Raw genomic sequence first — 18,018 nt, forward strand, 5'->3', positions numbered from 1 at the left:
TTGTTTAAAATTTAAAGCTTATGTCAAACGAAAAACACATATGGATTTCCCCAGAGAAAAAAGGCATTCGAGAAAACAGGCTCTTAGCCAGGAAAGTACATGAGAACTTAGGTGATACCGGTTTTAAGCCTCAATACTCTGCAAAGTGGGTAGATGTAACTAAAGATTGGACAGGTGCGCTTCGGGTACAAATTCAGCATGAAGATGCTAAAGGAATTACACCAACAATGCTGAAATGGTGGTTTGAAAATCTGGCACAAAAGACAACCTGGAACGGAAAAGATTTCACTGGTCCTGAAGTAAGTTTTTACCATTTATGGCATCACAGAGATCATATTGCCATTACACCACTCACTCATCCCCAAAACGGTACGAATAATGGATTTGCCGTTGGTGCCTACAGTAAAATCCAAGAACAGTTCAACGATTTTCATGAAGTAATCAACAATAAAATGTTGACAACAGTTCTTGATGAGACTGAGTTTTCTTTCTTAATTAAAGCCGGTAGCTTAACTGTGGGCAGAATCAATCATTATTATGAACCCACAGAAAACGGCTCAGCTTTCTACGCAGAAACTTATATGGGAGTCGACATTCCCATAATCGGATGGCTCATCAACTGGTTACTTTTACCATTAGTTTTTTCAAAAAAAACAGCTGAGCATTGGATAAAACATAATATTGAAGAAACCGGACAAACTGAAAAAGTATTGCCATACCTTTACAAAAAATACGCTCAAAAATAAGTATGAATAATAAATTTTAAGAAAGCCGATAATCTTTCAAAACATTTTTAAATCCATTATAAAAAAAATCCCCCTTTCAGATGATTTTGAAAGGGTTTTATATTGAAAAAGCTTTTGTAAAACACCTAAAATAATTTTACAAAATATTAAAAATCAAATACATAAAATTTTACACTCAATAAACTATCCATTTACAATCTTTACAAAAGCTCCCCTCCTAATTTTACCACATCGAAAAAATTAATGTTATGAAAAAATTCATCTTACTGGTTGCTGTTTCAAGCACGTTTATCATGTGTAAAAAAGGAGAGGCAACAACTTCTCATCTAGAGAATGCTATAAATTCAGCTGATAGTGCAGTTTCTGCAGCTTCGGATAAAATCAATAAAGTCAGCGATCAGGCCAATGCAACTTTGGATTCTGCCGATATTAAAATTAAAGATTTTGAGAACACTAAAGAAAAAGTAAAAGAGCAGTTTGAAAATACTTCAAAAATAGTAGACTCGCTTTCAGATAAGATTTCATCGACAAAATTAGAAGCAAAAACAGAGAAAAAAGATTCAGTAAAAAAAGAAGAGAAAATTGTCGTAAATGTTCCGGTTCCGAAAGTCATTAAAGAAACCAAAATCGTCTACAAAGACAAACCTAAAACAGAAAACTACGAACTGAATGTTCCGAAAAACAAAATGGTAAAAACCGGAGTATTGGAACTGACGGTAGATGATGCAGAAACAGCAAGAGATATCGTAAAAGAAGAAGTAAAAAAGTATGACGGCTTCATAAAAAGTGAGAATACTTCGCTAAACAATAACGAGAAGAAAATAGCCTATTTAAAAGTACGAGTTCCTATTCAGAAATTTGAATATCTGATGGAAGATCTCAGCTACAATATCGGTACCGTTGAAAACAAAGGCGTTGAAGTTTCGGGTCAGGATTTTGTTCAGAATACGATGTGCGAAGTTGACATCACTCTTTACGGAAAAGACGGCGGATACACCGAAAACAAAGAACCCAAAACGTTCGGCGAGAAAACATTTGCCGCTCTTTCTTCCGGTTGGGATGTTATCATGTCAATTTTCCTATTTATTCTTCCGTTGTGGCCATTATTTTTAATTGTTGGTATTGGATACTATTTTTATAAAAAGAAAAACAAAAACACTCCAAATGACGATTCTAATTCAATTTAAATTCATTTAAAAACACAAACTATTCATACCTATTTGTCATTCTGACGAAGGAAGGATCTCAACTATTGATAAAAGATTTTTCCTTAGTCAGAATGACTGTTTTGATGTTTTGTCTTTTTTAATTTTATTTTAATCGGATTTCATTTACCAAACCAGTAGTTCTTACTAACTTTAAGTATGGAAAAATAAAACCTTAAACGACAAAAGAAAGAAGTAATCCCGGAAAAAATAAAATAAAATAAAATAAATATATAATTAATATTTGTGGTTCGTGTGAAAGTAAAAAGGCTCTCAAATTGAGAGCCTTTTACTATTTCAATATATAATTAAGCAATTACTTTGCAATGCTTCTTGAAATTACGATCTTCTGAATTTCAGAAGTTCCTTCGTAGATCTGAGTGATTTTTGCATCTCTCATCAATCTTTCTACGTGATATTCTTTTACATATCCGTATCCACCGTGAATTTGTACAGCCTCGATTGTTGTGTCCATTGCTACCTGAGAAGCGTATAGTTTTGCCATCGCTCCGCTTTCAGAAATATCTTTACCAGCATCTTTCTCACAAGCAGCCTTGAAGCAAAGCATTCTTGCCGCCGTGATCTGAGTTGCCATATCAGCTAATTTAAATGCAATCGCTTGGTGATTGATGATCTCAGTTTTGAAAGCTTTTCTTGTTTTAGCATATTTCAATGCCAATTCATAAGCTCCTGAAGCAATACCTAAAGCCTGAGAAGCAATCCCGATTCTACCTCCATTCAAAACAGCCATTGCAAAATTGAATCCGAAACCGTCTTCACCAATTCTGTTTTCCTTCGGTACTTTTACGTTATTGAAGATCAAAGAATGTGTATCACTTCCTCTGATTCCCAATTTATCTTCTTTCGTTCCGATTTCAAAACCTTCCCATCCTTTTTCAACGATGAAAGCATTGATTCCTTTATGTTTTTTCTCAGGATCAGTTTGTGCAATTACAATATAGTAAGATGCAGTTCCACCATTTGTGATCCAGTTTTTGATACCATTTAGTAAATAGTGATCTCCTTTATCTTCTGCTGTTGTTTTTTGAGAAGTTGCATCAGAACCTGCTTCAGGCTCAGACAAAGCGAAAGCTCCGATTACCTGCCCGCTTGCAAGAGGAGTAAGGTATTTTACTTTTTGCTCTTCAGAAGCGAATTTCTCAAGACCAGCACATACCAATGAATTGTTCACAGACATTACAACAGCTGCAGAAGCATCAATTTTTGCAATCTCCTCCATTGCCAAAACGTAAGAAACGCTATCCATACCTGCACCTCCGTATTTAGGATCTACCATCATACCCAAAAGTCCCATTTCTCCCATTTTCTTTACCTGTTCTGCAGGAAACTTCTGGTCGCGATCTCTTTCGATAACTCCCGGTAATAGTTCGTTTTGAGCAAAATCCCTTGCTGCCTGCTGAATCATCAGCTGTTCTTCTGATAAATTAAAGTCCATACAAATTGAATAATTAGATGGTCGCTAATTTACACTTTTTGAGCAAATCTGAAAATAGAATCACAAATTAGACTAAATCAAGGAATACCCTTAATTTTTAAATATTCATCATATATAAATTAAGTTTGAATTATTAAATATATTATGGCATACATTTTATTAATTTCTAATTAATCGCTTCCGATTTCCCCAATTAAAAAAAATGCTTATATTTAAATTTATTAAAATTACACTTAAAGAATCATGACGATCAAGAGATTATTTGATATACCATATCACGCTTTGGAAAAATTTCCTAAGTCTGATATGTTCGTGACTAAATATCATGGTGAATGGAAAAAAACATCCACTCAAGAGTTTATCAATGAAGGAAATAAAATTTCTCGCGGACTTTTAAAATTAGGAATAAAACCGGGAGATAAAATCGCTTTAATCACGACCAATTCACGTACTGAATGGGCTATAATGGATTTGGGGCTTTCTCAGATAGGAGTTGTTTCCGTACCCGTTTACCCAAGTATTTCCCCCGAAGATTATGAATTTATCTTCAATAATGCGGAAATTCAGTACTGTTTTGTCTCTGATAAGGATCTTCTGAATAAGGTCATGAAAGTGAAACACAACATCCCTTCCCTACAAGGTATTTTCACTTTTGAAAACGTAAGTGGCGCTGCCAACTGGAAAGAAATACTGGATCTGGGTGAAGACGATTCTACACAAATTGAAGTGGAAGATCTTTCCAAGGCTATTAATCCGGATGATTTGGCAACCATAATCTATACTTCCGGAACAACCGGAAAGCCTAAAGGAGTTATGCTAACTCACGAGAATATTGTTTCAAACGTTTTAGGTTCTATCCCAAGAATTCCTAAAAAAAGAAGCTTAGATTACAAAGACACAAGAGTATTGAGCTTTTTACCGATCTGTCATATCTTTGAAAGAATGCTTTTTTACCTTTTCCAATATAACGGTTTCTCAATCTATTTTGCTGAGAGCATCGATAAAATGGGAGAAAATGTAAAAGAGGTTAAACCTCATTATATGAGTGTAGTTCCGAGACTAGTAGAAAAAGTATATGATAAAATCTACAATACAGGATCTTCTGCAGGAGGGTTAAAATCAAAAATCTTCTTTTGGGCACTTAATCTTATCACGAAAAAGAAAACCGTTTCAAAACCTTCAGGTTTACAACAAATCATTGCTGATAAATTGGTTTTCAAAAAATGGAGAGAAGGTTTGGGAGGTGAAATCATCACATTAGTTTCCGGTTCTGCCGCTTTATCTACAAGATTGAATTTAATGTTCCAAAATGCCGGAATTCCTATTCTGGAAGGTTATGGTCTTACAGAAACATCTCCTGTAATTTCCGTAAACAGTTTTGACAGCATGAAAATAGGAACTGTAGGTCATCCTTTGGATAATTTAAGTGTAAAAATTCAGGAAGACGGAGAAATTACTGTAAAAGGACCTTCTGTATTTAAAGGATATTTCAAAAATGATGAAATGACCAAGGAAGCTTTTACCAATGACGGCTATTTCAAAACTGGGGATATCGGACATATCGACAGCGACGGATTCTTACAGATTACCGATCGTAAAAAGGAAATGTTCAAAACTTCCGGCGGAAAATATATTGCTCCTCAAACCATCGAAAACCTTGCAAAAGCATCGAAATTCATAGAACAGATCATGGTCGTAGGTGATGGCGAAAAAATGCCATGTGCATTAGTACAACCTGATTTTGAGTTTGCAAAAAGCTGGGCGATGAGAAACAATTTAAACCTAGGTTCTACTCCACAGGAAATTGCTAAAAGCCCTGAACTGAAAGAAAGAATTGAAAAAGAAATTGATGGCATCAACGAACATCTTGGAAATTGGGAAAAGATCAAGAAAATTGAACTGACTCCTGAAATCTGGAGCATTGATGCTGGTCTTTTAACTCCAACTCTGAAACTAAAAAGAAAAGCTATTAAAGAGAAGTTTATTGATCTTTACAATAAGATGTATGAACATCACGAATAATATTAAACCGCTTCTATCGAAGCGGTTTTTTATGTCTTAATACTTTATTTGTCATTCAGAGCGAAACAAAGTGGAGCGTGGAATCTAAATTTTATTATTATACTCATTGCTTAGATTCCTACGGAATGACAGACTTTATGATGATATTAAAAGATTGCTTCGTCGCTTCGCTTCTCGCAATGACATAAAAAAAGCTGTCTCAAAATTTGAAACAGCTTTTATATTTTTAAATCGTAATTGAAAATTAGAATTTAATTACAGATTTCATTCTTTCGTTTTCTTCCATTACCAATTCGTCATCTACAAGAATTTTTCCTGAATGCTCATCGATAATGATTTTCTTTCTCTGAGCAATTTCCATCTGCTTTTGAGGTGGAATTGTGAAGAATGATCCTTTTGGAGCTCCTCTTTCAAGACCTACTACTGCAAGACCGTTGATAGAGTTCGTTCTGATTCTGTTGTAAGAAGCTAATAATCTGTCGTCGATTTTTGACGCGTAATCTTTAGACTGCTCTAGCAAATATTCTTCTTCTTTCTGAGTTTCAGAAATAAGACCTTCTAGCTCTTCTTTTTTGAATTTTAAGTGATTTTTTAAATCATTGATTTTATCATTCAACTCACTTAACGTTTCATTTTTATGAGCAATTTTAGCTCCGAATTCTTTGATTCTTTTTTCAGAAAGCTGAATTTCAAGATCCTGATATTCAATCTCTTTACCTAATGCTTCAAACTCTTTATTGTTTCTTACATTATCTTGCTGAGACTTGTATTTTTCAATTAAAGTTTTTGCATGGTTAATCACTTCATGCTTCGTTTTAATCTGATCATCCTGATCTTTGATATCTGCATGAAATTTTTCAGCTCTTTTTTCAAGACCTTCGATCTCAATCTCAAGATCTTCTACTTCAATTGGCAATTCTCCTCTTGTATTTCGGATTTCGTCCAATCTAGAATCAATGATCTGCAAATCGTATAAAGCTCTTAACTTCTCTTCAACTGAAATATCGTTGGTTTTTGCCATATTTTAAATGAAATAATTTACCGGGTTTGTTTTCTCAATAGATTTTGAGATTGCAAATGTACTAAATTTTTGTGATAATATTTCAAATAATTGTTGAGTTACAAATTGTTCTGATTCAAAATGTCCGATGTCACAAATCAACATTTTTGATTCTGTCATGAAAAAATCGTGGTATTTTACGTCTCCCGTTAAATAAGCATCACATTTTCTAGAGATAGCAGATTTTATTCCGCTTGCTCCAGAACCTCCCAAAACACCTACTCTTTTAATTTTTTTATTATTAAAATCTGAATGTCGGATGATTTCGAGATTGAATTTTTCTTTCACAAACTTCAGGAAATCTTTTTCATCCATCGGTTCTTCAAAATCTCCATACATTCCCAATCCTGAATGATGATTATCATTATCCAAGCTATAGATTTGGTAGGCAACTTCTTCATAGGGATGTGCTGTTTTCATTGCGTTGACAATCTGCCCTTTTTTATAGTCTTCAAAAATTACAGAGATCATATCCTCATCAGCATTTTCTCTGATATTCTGCTGCCCTGAAAACGGATTTGAACCCTCTATGGGTCTGAAAGTACCGTTCCCGTTGATTGTAAAGCTGCATTCATCATAAAACCCAATACTTCCAGCTCCGGCTGAGAAAAGGGCTTCTTTTACTTTTCCGGAATGCTCTTTCGGAACAAAAACCGTTAATTGCTTTAAATTATTTTTTTTAGGCTGAAGAATTTTCAGATCTTTTAATCCTAACTGATTGCAAATTCCTGCATTTACTCCAAAGAAGTCATTATCAAACGCTGTATGAATAGCATAGATGGCAATTTTATTCTCAATCGCTTTTAGAACAGCTCTTTCTACATAATTTTTACCCGTTAATGATTTTAACCCCGAAAAGATAATAGGATGAAAACAGACAATTAAATTGCAGTTTTTCTCAATCGCTTCTTCTACTACATTTTCCAATGCATCATGACACACCAAAATTCCGGAAACTTCACGATCCGGAACTCCGCATAACAGTCCTACATTATCAAAATCTTCTGCCTGATGTATTTGTATTCTTTCTTCAATCTTTGAAATTACAGTTCTTAGCTTCATTACATAAATTTTGTACCTCAACGAAGATATTAATTTTAATAGATTTAAACGAAGATAAAATTATGTTCTGCCCGATCCCCACATTAAAAGCAACTTTACCATTGAGAGTTTTAAAGCATACCTCATCTTGAAGAAGCAAAGAAAAAACCGACCTTATAGAAAAGGCCGGTTCACAACAAACACTTAAAATATACTTGAAACTAATCTTTAAATAATGATACTCTTGTAAAAGATTCTATAACTACATTACAGGTCATATCTGCCTGCATCGTCATTACATAACCTCTTCCAGGGTTAAGACTGTCAGCATCTGCAATCGTGTAGAAATAGAAGGTAAGAATATTCCCTGTTCCGTTTGAACCTGCCGGAAGCAGCTGAACCGAAGTAATTTCAAAACCGGAATCAGGATTTCTGAAGGTTGCTTTTACTGATCCGGAAGAGTTGGATCCCGGAGTTACAGTCGCAATCAATCTCCATACATGAACTTGTCCGTAAATTTCATTCTCACGCCATTTATTTGTAGCAGACACATAAATATTAGACGTTACACCAGGGAACGGTACTGTTGTTTCCGGCCAGCTTGTAGTAGGACTCGGAGCAAATACTAAAGGTGTTGCGTACGTTACTGTAACAGCTGCACCATACGTACTACCTGATGCACCTAAACTAAGAGAGGGTTTTACATTTGCGTTTCCAGAATTGATCTTAACGACACCGTCGTTACCAGCCTGAGAGTTTGTGGGAACAAAGAACTGTCTCCAGAGGGTACCATCCCAATACTGGAAATTATTGGCTGTTGTATTAAAGATCAAGGTTCCTGCGGTAAGGTTAGCGTTCACAACACCTGCAGGTGGTACTGTTAACGCGTTATTATCAGCAAGGTTCGCATCTCGTTGCGCATCTGAAAGACGGGGTATAAGAATCCCTTTCTGAGTAGAAGTAATATCCAACACTGCTGCTCCATTTGGAGACGTAGTATTAATCCCAACCTGAGCATATATAATACCACATATGAATATTGGAATAAAAGAAGTTAATAATTTTCTCATGATATTAGATTTTGTTGAATAAAATTACAAATCACATCTTAAAATATATTAAAAAATAAATTTTTATTTTAAGTATTTTATTCGTATTTTACCTAATATAACATTTTGAAAAACAGTAAATTACAAACAATAACTCACCTATTTTCGATTAAAAAATTTTTAACATTATAGAGAATCTTTTAACAGTCGAATATTTAGTATATATTCAATAGAAATTATTAACTTTCTTGTGAAATAACAACCCAAAATGGAAAGAGAGCACAACCTTGTTCCTGAAGACATTCTCTGGAAAAGATTCCTTTATCGCATAATTTATCGTGCCGATACCAAGCTCGGAAAACTCTTCGATATCATATTGTTATCATTAATTTTAATAAGTACTGCCATCATCATGATGGAAAGTGTACCCCAATTAGACAAAAGATTCCATTACACTTTTATCATTTTAGAGTGGATCATATCATTATTTTTCACCGCAGAATACTGGTCCAGAATTGCTGTAGTCAAAAATAAAAAGCAATATATCTTTAGTTTCTTTGGAATTATTGATTTCCTAGCTTTAGTCCCATTCTATCTGAGCTTTTTCTTTCCTGTTACCAAATACTTTCTTATTTTCAGAATGCTGAGAATGCTGAGGATTTTCAGAATTTTCAACCTTCTGGATTTCATGAACGATGGCTATCTTATTGTAAAAGCCTTAAAGAACAGCTCCCGCAAGATTTATATTTTCCTTTTATTTCTGATTATTTTTTCGGTCATCGTCGGCTCTTTAATGTTTATGGTAGAAGGAGGAAGACCCGGCTTTGAAACGATCCCACAATCTATTTACTGGGCAGTGGTAACGGTAACCACAGTCGGATATGGTGACGTCTCTCCTATTACTCCTATGGGAAAATTCTTTGCCGTTATTTTAATGTTGGCTGGTTATTCCATTATTGCGGTTCCTACAGGGATTGTAACCGCTGAAATGCGCAACAAAAGACAGAATTTAGAAAAGATATGTGAACAATGCGGTAATGAGGATATTGATGATGATGCTAGATACTGCAAACAGTGTGGCAAGAAATTAGCTTAGGTTTAGATATCATTTGATCTATTAACCAAATACCACAACATCATGGAACCTAAAAAGAAAAACAAGCCCAACAGTTTAGTCATTATTCTTTTTGCATTGATTGTATTAATGATTATCATCTATTTCATTCTTGTCATGTTCTTCCCCACTGTTTTTGACCTTTTGAATACAGGAGACATTCAGCCTATACCCAATAAATAAAATTCTATTACAATAAAAAAGAAGCTTTCCATTTTGGAAAGCTCTTTTTTTCAATGCACTTAATACTATAAAAAAAAACAGGAACTGATTTCTCAATTCCTGCTAAAAACAAATTTTATTTTTTTATTGCTTTAATAGTCTGTTTAGAACCATCTTTCATATTCAGAACAACCAAATACATCCCTGAATTTAATTCTCCTAAATGAAGCGTTGAATTCGGATTCTCAAATGTTTTCACCAATCTACCTGCAATATCCATTACAGAGACAGATTTTACGTTTTTCACATCTGAGATATTTAATACATCTTTGAATGGGTTTGGATATACTTTAACTTCTTCTTTTCCTGAAGTCTCGGAAGTACCTAGACAACCTGATGAACTTACAGTAGCTGTAACCATTTGTCTTGCGGATTCACATCCTGTACGTACTTTCCAATCATAAAAATAATAATAACTTGTTGAAGTTGTATTACCTGAACAACAGTTTCCATTAGTAATCGACACAACTCCAGGCAATGTTAAAGGATAAGATCCCCAAGAACTACCTGACTCTCTAATCAATCCAGTTACACTTCCTGTTTTTGTCATCATCATCAACTTGTAGCTGCTTCCCGGAGCAACTATAAAGTTTAATGGGACAAATGTTTTAACAGGAGTAGCACTACCAGTTAGATTTACAGTAATAGACTGAATAGTTGTTGCTGGAGAAACACTTCCATCCTGTAATGCAATAGTCACTGTTCCAGCTCCAGTTCCTGTAGGATAAACATATACACCTTCCAGTGTGAAACCAACCAAAGCATTAAAGAACAAACCTGCCTCCAATGTATAATTACTTGTAGAAACCGCATTCGCAAAACCAACAGATCCGTTTGTTCCGGTTGCAGCCGACACCCAGTAATTAGTCGTAGTTGCTAAAGCTGGTGTAGTATATGAATTCCCCGTTGCCAAAACTGTACTTCCAGTTGAACTATCATACCAATTGATTGTCGCTCCTGTACCTGTAGTCGCAGATAGTGTTGCCGTTGTTCCAGGACAAACTGTTGCTCCTGTAGCAGACAATACTACCGGTGGCTGACATAAGGTTACAAATGATGTAGACCCTGTCCAAACACTTCTATCAGTACCAACACATGATGATCTCACCCAAACATAATAAATTGTAGAAGGTAACAATCCACTTATTGGAGCAGATGTCGTTGTAGACGTAGTTGAATTTGTAGAATTTAAAACCGTACTTGATGTAGGCGCTGTATTTAAAGTACTATAATACACTTCGTATCCAGTAGCTGGAGCCGTTGAGGGAGCCGTCCAAGAAGCTGTAGCTCCTGAAGGTGTTACACTCGCAGTAGCAACTGTTAATGCTGTTGGCTCTATACAGCTAGCTATTGTTGTAAAGCTTCTTATTGTACAAGGTGTAGCCGGTGCTGCAGTTGTAGCAGTGTATCCTGTTACGGAATAATAATAAGTCGTAAAATAATTTAAAGCACTTGGAAAAGTATAAGTCGCTACATTTCCTAAATCAAGATCATTTATAACATCGGTTCCTCCAGAGGTAGTTCCAACTCTTAATTTATATCCAGTCACTCCATTTATTGCCGTCCATGTAATAGTAGGAGTTATACTTTGACCTGTTGCACTTGCTGCAGGAGCCGTAACGGTAGGACAAAGACCTAACGTTGTAAAGTTTGCAGAACTAGACCAAACTCCTTTGTCTGTACCATTACAATTTGCTCTCACCCAATAATAATATTGCGTAGAAGGAGCCAGACCTGATAGATTTGCTGTAATTACACCAGCCGCAGTTGACCCCGATGGTGTAACATTATTAGCTGGAGTAGTAGATGATGTATTATAATAATATTCATACCCATTTGCAGGAGGTGCCGTAGAAGCAGTCCAACTGATGGTCGCCGTATTTGGAGTTAAAGCAGAGGAAGCAAGCCCTGTCACCGTACTCGCACAATTGGCTACCGTTGTAAAAGTTCCCGCTGCTACATATCCACTCCCACTTCCCGCCAAGTTTGGTATGTGGGAATACATAGATTGGGCGGTTCCGTTTAAAGCCTGAACCTGAACCTGATAAGTCGTATTCTGATCTAAACCTGCTAATGAAGCTGTGGTAGCAGAAACAGGATTTCCACTAAAATTAGTCCAATCACAGTTTCCTATAATTCTATATTGAACATTATAAGTAGTTGCACCCGTAGGAGCCGTCCAACTTAAAGTGGCCCCGCTATTAGTTACCGCAGTGGTTGCAGCGAAAGTTCTTACCGGTAATTGCGTACCCGGAGTCCATGAATACTTCAATCCTGCCGGTATTTTAACATTCACATTGGTTGTTCCTGAAAACAATAAAGAGCTACTATTCGCACTTCCAGTTACCACTTTAGACCAATCACAAGTTGTTCCTGCTGGTATATTACCATTCATAAGTGAACTTACATTGGTTGCATAAGTGGTACTATTCCCTCTTATACCCACCTGAGGCGATGTTCCTGACGTACTTACAGTTCCAGGATCTGTACAACTTCCATAGATTATATTGATCTGCCCTGTTGCATAGACTAATCTAATTTGAAAATTTAAATTTTCCGTAGCTCTGTTATGATAATTTGCGTGATCCTGCCATTGCACAACAAATTCAGTTCCTAAATCTTCATATCTCACCTCATGATTTCCTGGTGGCTGTGTAGTGTCAGCCGATGAGAACCCTCCATCCTGACCAAAAGCAGCAATAGCACCTGTTGTTGAACCTAAAGTTGACATAGGAGTATAGTTTGTACCCGTAGGGGCAGCTCCAAAAGTTATATACCCATTTGCACTTACATAACAAGTTGTCATAGCGACACCTCCAAAAGTAAAAGGCGAAGATAATGTAATTGCTGACGAAACCTCATTATCATAAGTAGTATTCGTTCCTGTTGGGAATAATTTTGTCCCTCCAGTAATTGGCGTATAAGTATTGCCGGTACTTTTAGAAAAAGCGTAATTGGCAATATTTGTCTGTGCGCTAACCCCTATCCCTAAGGCCAACATACACATTAGTAAAATTCTCTTCATGCTTATTAAATATTATTGCGGTAAAAATACAAAACAAACATAATAATTTCACCTAAAATTAACATTTAATTAAAAATCACTTAACAAAACAATGTTTTAATTAACAATAAAACACAATAAATAAAATTTAAATAAAAAATCAATAAAAAGAGATATATTTAAAATATGCTGATTATCAACACTTTAAAAAACAACAATATTTCAACAAAAAATGAATATTAACAATACTTTTTTTACAAATAAAAAATAAAAAAAGTGACTTAAAAAGCCACTTTTATCATTAAAAAGACAAAATATATTCAATTTAATTAAGATAAAACTCGTACTTATTGAGCAATTGTATCTCTTTAATCAAGTCTCCATTCAAATTCACAGAATGCTTCATTGATTGCACTTCCAAATGCTCCGTATTTAGTTCATCATCAACGTTTTTAATATAAAATTTCAGTTTCTGATTCCCTTGATTACGTTCTAGAACTGTTCTGAAGAAATTTAAATCTTCCGGTCGGAAATCCATCACATCCATTACCAAAGAGATACTTTTTGCAAATCTTTCAAAAGCTTCCTGAAGTTCTATCACCTCATTTACATTTACAAAAACTCTTCCGTCTTTTACCTGCGCAAATTTAATCTTCAAAATAACAAAACGCTGAACTTCAAGCTTTTCTTTCAGCTTCATATAGTCACGATCTCCCAATCGGAAAGAATAGGATCCTGAATAATCTTCCAGCGTCACAAAAGCAACTTTTTCTCCACTTCTAAAACCATCTCTCACAACATATTCAGTAATAAGACCTGCAACCGTGTATTCTTTTCCGCCACCGCCATTTTCTCTTTCTTTCTGAAGAGTCTTCCAGTCTTTTTTCTTTTCTTCAAACAACTCTTCTTGTTTATTGGCAAAAGCTATCTCCTTATAAGCATCCACTTCATCAAGATTCAAGAAATGGAAAACACCTTTGGGCTCTGCTTTCTTAGTTACCTCTTCAATCACTTCTTCTTCCTCACCTGCAACGATATCATCAGAAACAATTTCCGTTAAATCCGTTGTTTCATCTGCAGAATCCTGTTCCAAAACCGGAGCTTCATCTACCACGACTTTTGCTTCTTCATCTTTTTCTAAAACATTTTTCTTAGAAAGACTTCCCTGAATAAATTGGAACTGATATTTAAATTCATCTAAAGGATGCGCAGAAAGATAGAACCCGATCGTTTCTTTTTCTTTATTGAGTTTATGCATATTTGGCCATTCCGGACAAGGTGCTAATTTCGGTTGTTCAATCTGAACTTCTTCTGCAAAATCAGCAAAAAGAGAATGTTCCATCTCATTTTTACTCTCCTGAAAGCTTTGCCCATAGCGAATTAATCTTTCCAAATTGGTTCTTCCCGCCATATCAATATCGAAATACTGACCTCTGTGGAAAGAATCTAATTCGTCGAAAGCTCCTGCAACAACCAAACTTTCCGCAACTCTTTTATTCATTTGAGAAGGTAAAATCCTTTCAAAAAAATCATAGATATTTTTAAATCTGCCATTCTCCCTTTCTCTCGTAATACCCTCACTCGGACCTTCACCAATACCTTTAATCGCTCCTAAACCAAAACGAATCTGTCCTTTTTCGTTTACTGAAAATTTATATTGAGATTCATTCACATCCGGTCCCAAAACATCGACACCCATACTTTTACAATCTTCCATGAACATAGTGATCGATTCAGTATTGTTAATGTTATTACTCATCACACTCGCCATATATTCTGCCGGATAATTTGCTTTCAAATAAGCCGTTTGATAAGCAATAAACGCATAACAAGTAGAGTGAGATTTGTTGAAAGCATATTCAGCAAAGGCTTTCCAGTCATTCCAGATTTTCTCTAACGGACCTTCATCTAGATTATTTTTTCTTCCGCCTTCGATAAACTTCGGGTACATTTTATTCAGAACTTCAATCTGCTTTTTACCCATCGCTTTTCTCAATGTATCGGCTTCACCTTTTGTAAAATTGGCTAATTTTTGAGATAAAAGCATTACCTGTTCCTGATAAACGGTAATACCGTAAGTTTCTTTTAAATACTCTTCAGTTTCGGGTAAATCGTAAACAATTTCCTCAATGCCGTGCTTTCTATTAATAAAGTTTGGAATATATTTAATTGGACCTGGACGGTACAATGCATTCATTGCAATCAAATCGGCAAAAACCGTCGGTTTAAGCTCTCTCATGTACTTTTGCATTCCCGGACTTTCATATTGGAAAATCCCAACCGTTCTTCCTTCCTTAAATAATTGATATGTTTTAACATCATCCAAAGGAATCAAATCTGGATCAATATCAACTCCATGTCTCGCTTTAACTATTTTCAAAGCATCTTTAATGATCGTCAATGTTCTCAGACCCAAAAAGTCCATCTTCAGAAGACCGGCACTTTCCGCCACCGAGTTATCAAACTGTGACACCAAGATATCAGCATCTTTCGCCGCAATCGTCACCGGAACCAAATTACTTACATCTTCCGGCGTAATGATTACACCACAAGCGTGAATTCCGGTATTTCGGATACAACCTTCCATTTTTTTAGCACTTGCTAAAACTCCATGACGTGAATCATCCGGTGTATTAAGAACATACTTCATCTCATCGACAAGCATTTGTTCTTCTGGTTTCAGCTTATCATATTTAGACAAAGCTTTAGCAATGTTCATTCCCGGACTTGGAGGAATCAGTTTTGCAATATTATTTGTATCAGGAATCGGGACATCCAACACTCTTCCCGCATCTTTAATCGCAGATTTTCCACCCAAAACTGAGTACGTAATAATCTGCGCTACCTGATTTTTACCATATTTTTCAACTACCCACTTGATAATTTTATCTCGTCCTTCATCATCAAAATCGATATCAATATCGGGCATGGAAATCCTTTCCGGATTCAGAAATCTCTCGAAAAGGAGATCATATTTAATGGGATCAACATTGGTAATTCCGGTACAATAAGCAACCGCAGAACCTGCAGCAGATCCACGACCTGGACCAACCCAAACTCCCATTTTTCGGGCTTCGTTACAGAAATCCTGTACAATCAAAAAGTAACCAGGGTAACCTGTATTAGCAACAACTTCCAGCTCAAAATCAAGACGTTCTTTTATTTCAGGAGTAATTCCTCCAGTTGGTTCGTATCTTTTTTTCGCTCCTTCATAAGTTAAATGGGTCAAATAAGCCATTTCTCCACGTTTTCCACCATCAATTTCATCTTCAGCATGAATAAATTGCTCCGGAATATCAAATTTCGGCAAGAGAACATCTCTTTTTAAAGTATATGGACTGAATTTTGCCGTAAATTCTTCATATGCATCAAATGCATCAGGATAATTTAGAAAAGCTTCCTTGATTTCATGAGAGTTTTTAATATAATATTCTCCGGTTGCCAACCCTCTTCTTTTCCCAAAACCTTTTCCAACAGGCGTTGTCAGCTTTTCACCATCTTTAATACAACTTACAATATCCTGAATATTAGAGTCATCTTTGTTGGTATAAAAAGTTTGGTTTTGAGCTAAAATTTTGACATCATATTTATCAGCAAAGTGTAACAGAACATCATTCAAATGCTCTTCTTCAGGAAGTTTATGGTTTTGAATCTGAACATAAAAATCATCCTCAAAAGTATCTTTCCACCATTTGAAAAGCTCCTCCCCTTTTTGTTCACCCGTATTTAAAATCGCATCCGGAATATCTCCATGAATTCCTGAAGTTAATGCAATGATTCCTTCTTTATATTCAGCAATCAACTCACGGCTAATCCTTGGAACTCCGAAATAGAATCCTTTCAGGAAACCGATACTTGAAAGTTTTGCTAAATTTTTATATCCGTTAAAATCTTTCGCTAGTAAAACAACTTGCGTTCTTCTGTCGGGATCGTCTTTAGTAAACTGTTTTTGCTCGTAACGATCTGAGATATAAAATTCACATCCAACGACAGGAATTAACGGTTCCGAAGCAGGCTCATCTTCATTGAATTCAGTTCCGTTTTCTTCCGCTTCCTGCTTTTTTGCTAGATATTCTTTATATTTTTTGGCTCTGTCACCATTTGCTCCTTCTACCGCGGAAACGAACTTAAAAGCTCCCATCATATTTCCCAAGTCCACCATTCCGACCGCCGGGAAATTTTCGTCTGAAGCTTTTTTAATTAAATCATTAATGCTTGAAGTCGCCGTTAAAGTTGAAAAAACACTTTTATTATCGAAATTAAAGTATTTCCCTAAATCAATATCATCAATACTTCCGACATCAGATTGCTTTTTCTTATTATTGAAATCCGCAACCTGCCTTCTGATAATAATATTGAAAGGCTTTATTGGATCAGGATAGAGCGTTTTAAAATACGCAAGCTGATCTTCCGAAGTTTTTAAAACCTCAGCAGGAATCACTCCGATTCTCATCATCTCGAAGAAAACCTGAGCCGTTGCATTTACGTCGGCTGCCGCGTTGTGCGCTTCATCGAACTTATAACCGTATAGTTTTTCGTATAATTCTTCCAATTTCGGAGGCTTGAATCTGCCTCCACGACCGCCTCCAAGCTGGCAAAAATCCGTTCCCAAAATCATGGTATCGGCTTTTGGTTTTTCCTGAAGATTGTCGTTTATATTTTTTCTGTAAAATTCGGCTCCAACGATGTTGTAGTCGAACTCAACATTGTGTCCGGAAACGACTCTTACTTTTTCTAAAACTTTGGCAAATTCATTTAAAATTTCTTCAAGATCACGACCTTCGTCATTGGCAATTTTTGTTGTAATCCCGTGAATTCTTGCAGCGTTGAAGGGGATATCATACCCTTCAGGTTTTATAATATAATCCTGATTTTCAATTAAAGTTCCATCATCATCATGCAACTGCCACGCAATCTGAACCATTCTTGGCCAGTTATCAGAGTCTGAAAGCGGAGCGTTGAAATTCTTTGGTAAACCTGTGGTTTCTGTGTCAAAAACTAAATACATCTAAATTTTTCAGCTTTTAATTAAAAGAGAATGTAAAGTTACTTTAATTTTACATTTAAAATTAACTAAAAAAATCTTTTTACAATTTACA

The 18,018-nt window shown here is 35.6% G+C and carries 11 protein-coding genes; 5 read left to right on the plus strand and 6 right to left on the minus strand.

Annotated elements, in window-relative coordinates:
* Positions 1-20: 20 nt before the first annotated feature.
* Together RM51_RS06210 and RM51_RS06215 are read left to right on the plus strand one after the other, a co-directional pair.
* A complete protein-coding gene (locus RM51_RS06210) occupies positions 21-746 on the plus strand; it encodes a hypothetical protein (RefSeq protein ID WP_039366212.1) in 726 nt (241 codons plus the stop codon).
* 248 nt (positions 747-994) lie between these two features.
* A complete protein-coding gene (locus RM51_RS06215; protein ID WP_039366214.1) occupies positions 995-1,933 on the plus strand; it encodes a DUF4349 domain-containing protein in 939 nt (312 codons plus the stop codon).
* A gap of 334 nt (positions 1,934-2,267) precedes the next feature.
* On the opposite strand, the gene RM51_RS06220 is transcribed toward RM51_RS06215, so the two are convergent.
* Positions 2,268-3,407, minus strand: a complete 1,140-nt coding sequence (locus RM51_RS06220) for an acyl-CoA dehydrogenase (protein ID WP_039366217.1) — start codon at positions 3,405-3,407, stop codon at positions 2,268-2,270.
* Positions 3,408-3,650: 243 nt separating this feature from the next.
* Here RM51_RS06220 and RM51_RS06225 point away from each other — a divergent pair, with 243 nt between their 5' ends.
* A complete protein-coding gene (locus RM51_RS06225) occupies positions 3,651-5,429 on the plus strand; it encodes an AMP-dependent synthetase/ligase (RefSeq protein ID WP_039366219.1) in 1,779 nt (592 codons plus the stop codon).
* Positions 5,430-5,673: 244 nt separating this feature from the next.
* Here RM51_RS06225 and RM51_RS06230 read toward each other — a convergent pair whose 3' ends face one another.
* The 3 genes from RM51_RS06230 to RM51_RS06240 form a co-directional block, all read right to left on the minus strand.
* Entirely contained in the window at positions 5,674-6,450 is a 777-nt protein-coding gene (locus RM51_RS06230; protein WP_039366222.1) for a zinc ribbon domain-containing protein, read from the minus strand.
* 3 nt (positions 6,451-6,453) lie between these two features.
* On the minus strand, positions 6,454-7,551 hold the full coding sequence (locus RM51_RS06235; RefSeq protein ID WP_039366224.1) for a Nif3-like dinuclear metal center hexameric protein: 1,098 nt from the start codon (positions 7,549-7,551) through the stop codon (positions 6,454-6,456).
* A gap of 200 nt (positions 7,552-7,751) precedes the next feature.
* On the minus strand, positions 7,752-8,600 hold the full coding sequence (locus RM51_RS06240) for a hypothetical protein (protein ID WP_052248416.1): 849 nt from the start codon (positions 8,598-8,600) through the stop codon (positions 7,752-7,754).
* Between the two features lie 247 nt (positions 8,601-8,847).
* On the opposite strand from RM51_RS06240, the gene RM51_RS06245 reads away from it, so the two are divergent.
* Positions 8,848-9,675, plus strand: coding sequence for an ion transporter (locus RM51_RS06245; protein WP_039366228.1), 828 nt, complete (start codon positions 8,848-8,850; stop codon positions 9,673-9,675).
* 42 nt (positions 9,676-9,717) lie between these two features.
* Positions 9,718-9,876 carry a hypothetical protein gene (locus RM51_RS19455; RefSeq protein WP_156122033.1) on the plus strand — a complete coding sequence of 53 codons (159 nt, stop codon included), beginning with the start codon at positions 9,718-9,720 and terminating at the stop codon, positions 9,874-9,876.
* A gap of 115 nt (positions 9,877-9,991) precedes the next feature.
* Here RM51_RS19455 and RM51_RS06250 read toward each other — a convergent pair whose 3' ends face one another.
* Positions 9,992-12,940, minus strand: a complete 2,949-nt coding sequence (locus RM51_RS06250; RefSeq protein ID WP_084110960.1) for a fibronectin type III domain-containing protein — start codon at positions 12,938-12,940, stop codon at positions 9,992-9,994.
* Between the two features lie 304 nt (positions 12,941-13,244).
* Complete coding sequence (dnaE, locus tag RM51_RS06255) at positions 13,245-17,927, minus strand: DNA polymerase III subunit alpha (RefSeq protein ID WP_039366233.1); 4,683 nt, start codon at positions 17,925-17,927, stop codon at positions 13,245-13,247.
* Between the last annotated feature and the right edge of the window lie 91 nt (positions 17,928-18,018).

The sequence above is a fragment of the Chryseobacterium taiwanense genome (genome assembly GCF_000813825.1).
Taxonomy (GTDB): domain Bacteria; phylum Bacteroidota; class Bacteroidia; order Flavobacteriales; family Weeksellaceae; genus Chryseobacterium; species Chryseobacterium taiwanense.

Bases quoted from the DNA above. Each gene is read 5' to 3' on its own strand.
- RM51_RS06210 (WP_039366212.1), top strand. From the start codon at position 21: ATGTCAAACGAAAAACACATATGGATTTCCCCAGAGAAAAAAGGCATT.
- RM51_RS06215 (WP_039366214.1), top strand. From the start codon at position 995: ATGAAAAAATTCATCTTACTGGTTGCTGTTTCAAGCACGTTTATCATG.
- RM51_RS06220 (WP_039366217.1), bottom strand. From the start codon at position 3,407: ATGGACTTTAATTTATCAGAAGAACAGCTGATGATTCAGCAGGCAGCA.
- RM51_RS06225 (WP_039366219.1), top strand. From the start codon at position 3,651: ATGACGATCAAGAGATTATTTGATATACCATATCACGCTTTGGAAAAA.
- RM51_RS06230 (WP_039366222.1), bottom strand. From the start codon at position 6,450: ATGGCAAAAACCAACGATATTTCAGTTGAAGAGAAGTTAAGAGCTTTA.
- RM51_RS06235 (WP_039366224.1), bottom strand. From the start codon at position 7,551: ATGAAGCTAAGAACTGTAATTTCAAAGATTGAAGAAAGAATACAAATA.
- RM51_RS06240 (WP_052248416.1), bottom strand. From the start codon at position 8,600: ATGAGAAAATTATTAACTTCTTTTATTCCAATATTCATATGTGGTATT.
- RM51_RS06245 (WP_039366228.1), top strand. From the start codon at position 8,848: ATGGAAAGAGAGCACAACCTTGTTCCTGAAGACATTCTCTGGAAAAGA.
- RM51_RS19455 (WP_156122033.1), top strand. From the start codon at position 9,718: ATGGAACCTAAAAAGAAAAACAAGCCCAACAGTTTAGTCATTATTCTT.
- RM51_RS06250 (WP_084110960.1), bottom strand. From the start codon at position 12,940: ATGAAGAGAATTTTACTAATGTGTATGTTGGCCTTAGGGATAGGGGTT.
- dnaE (WP_039366233.1), bottom strand. From the start codon at position 17,927: ATGTATTTAGTTTTTGACACAGAAACCACAGGTTTACCAAAGAATTTC.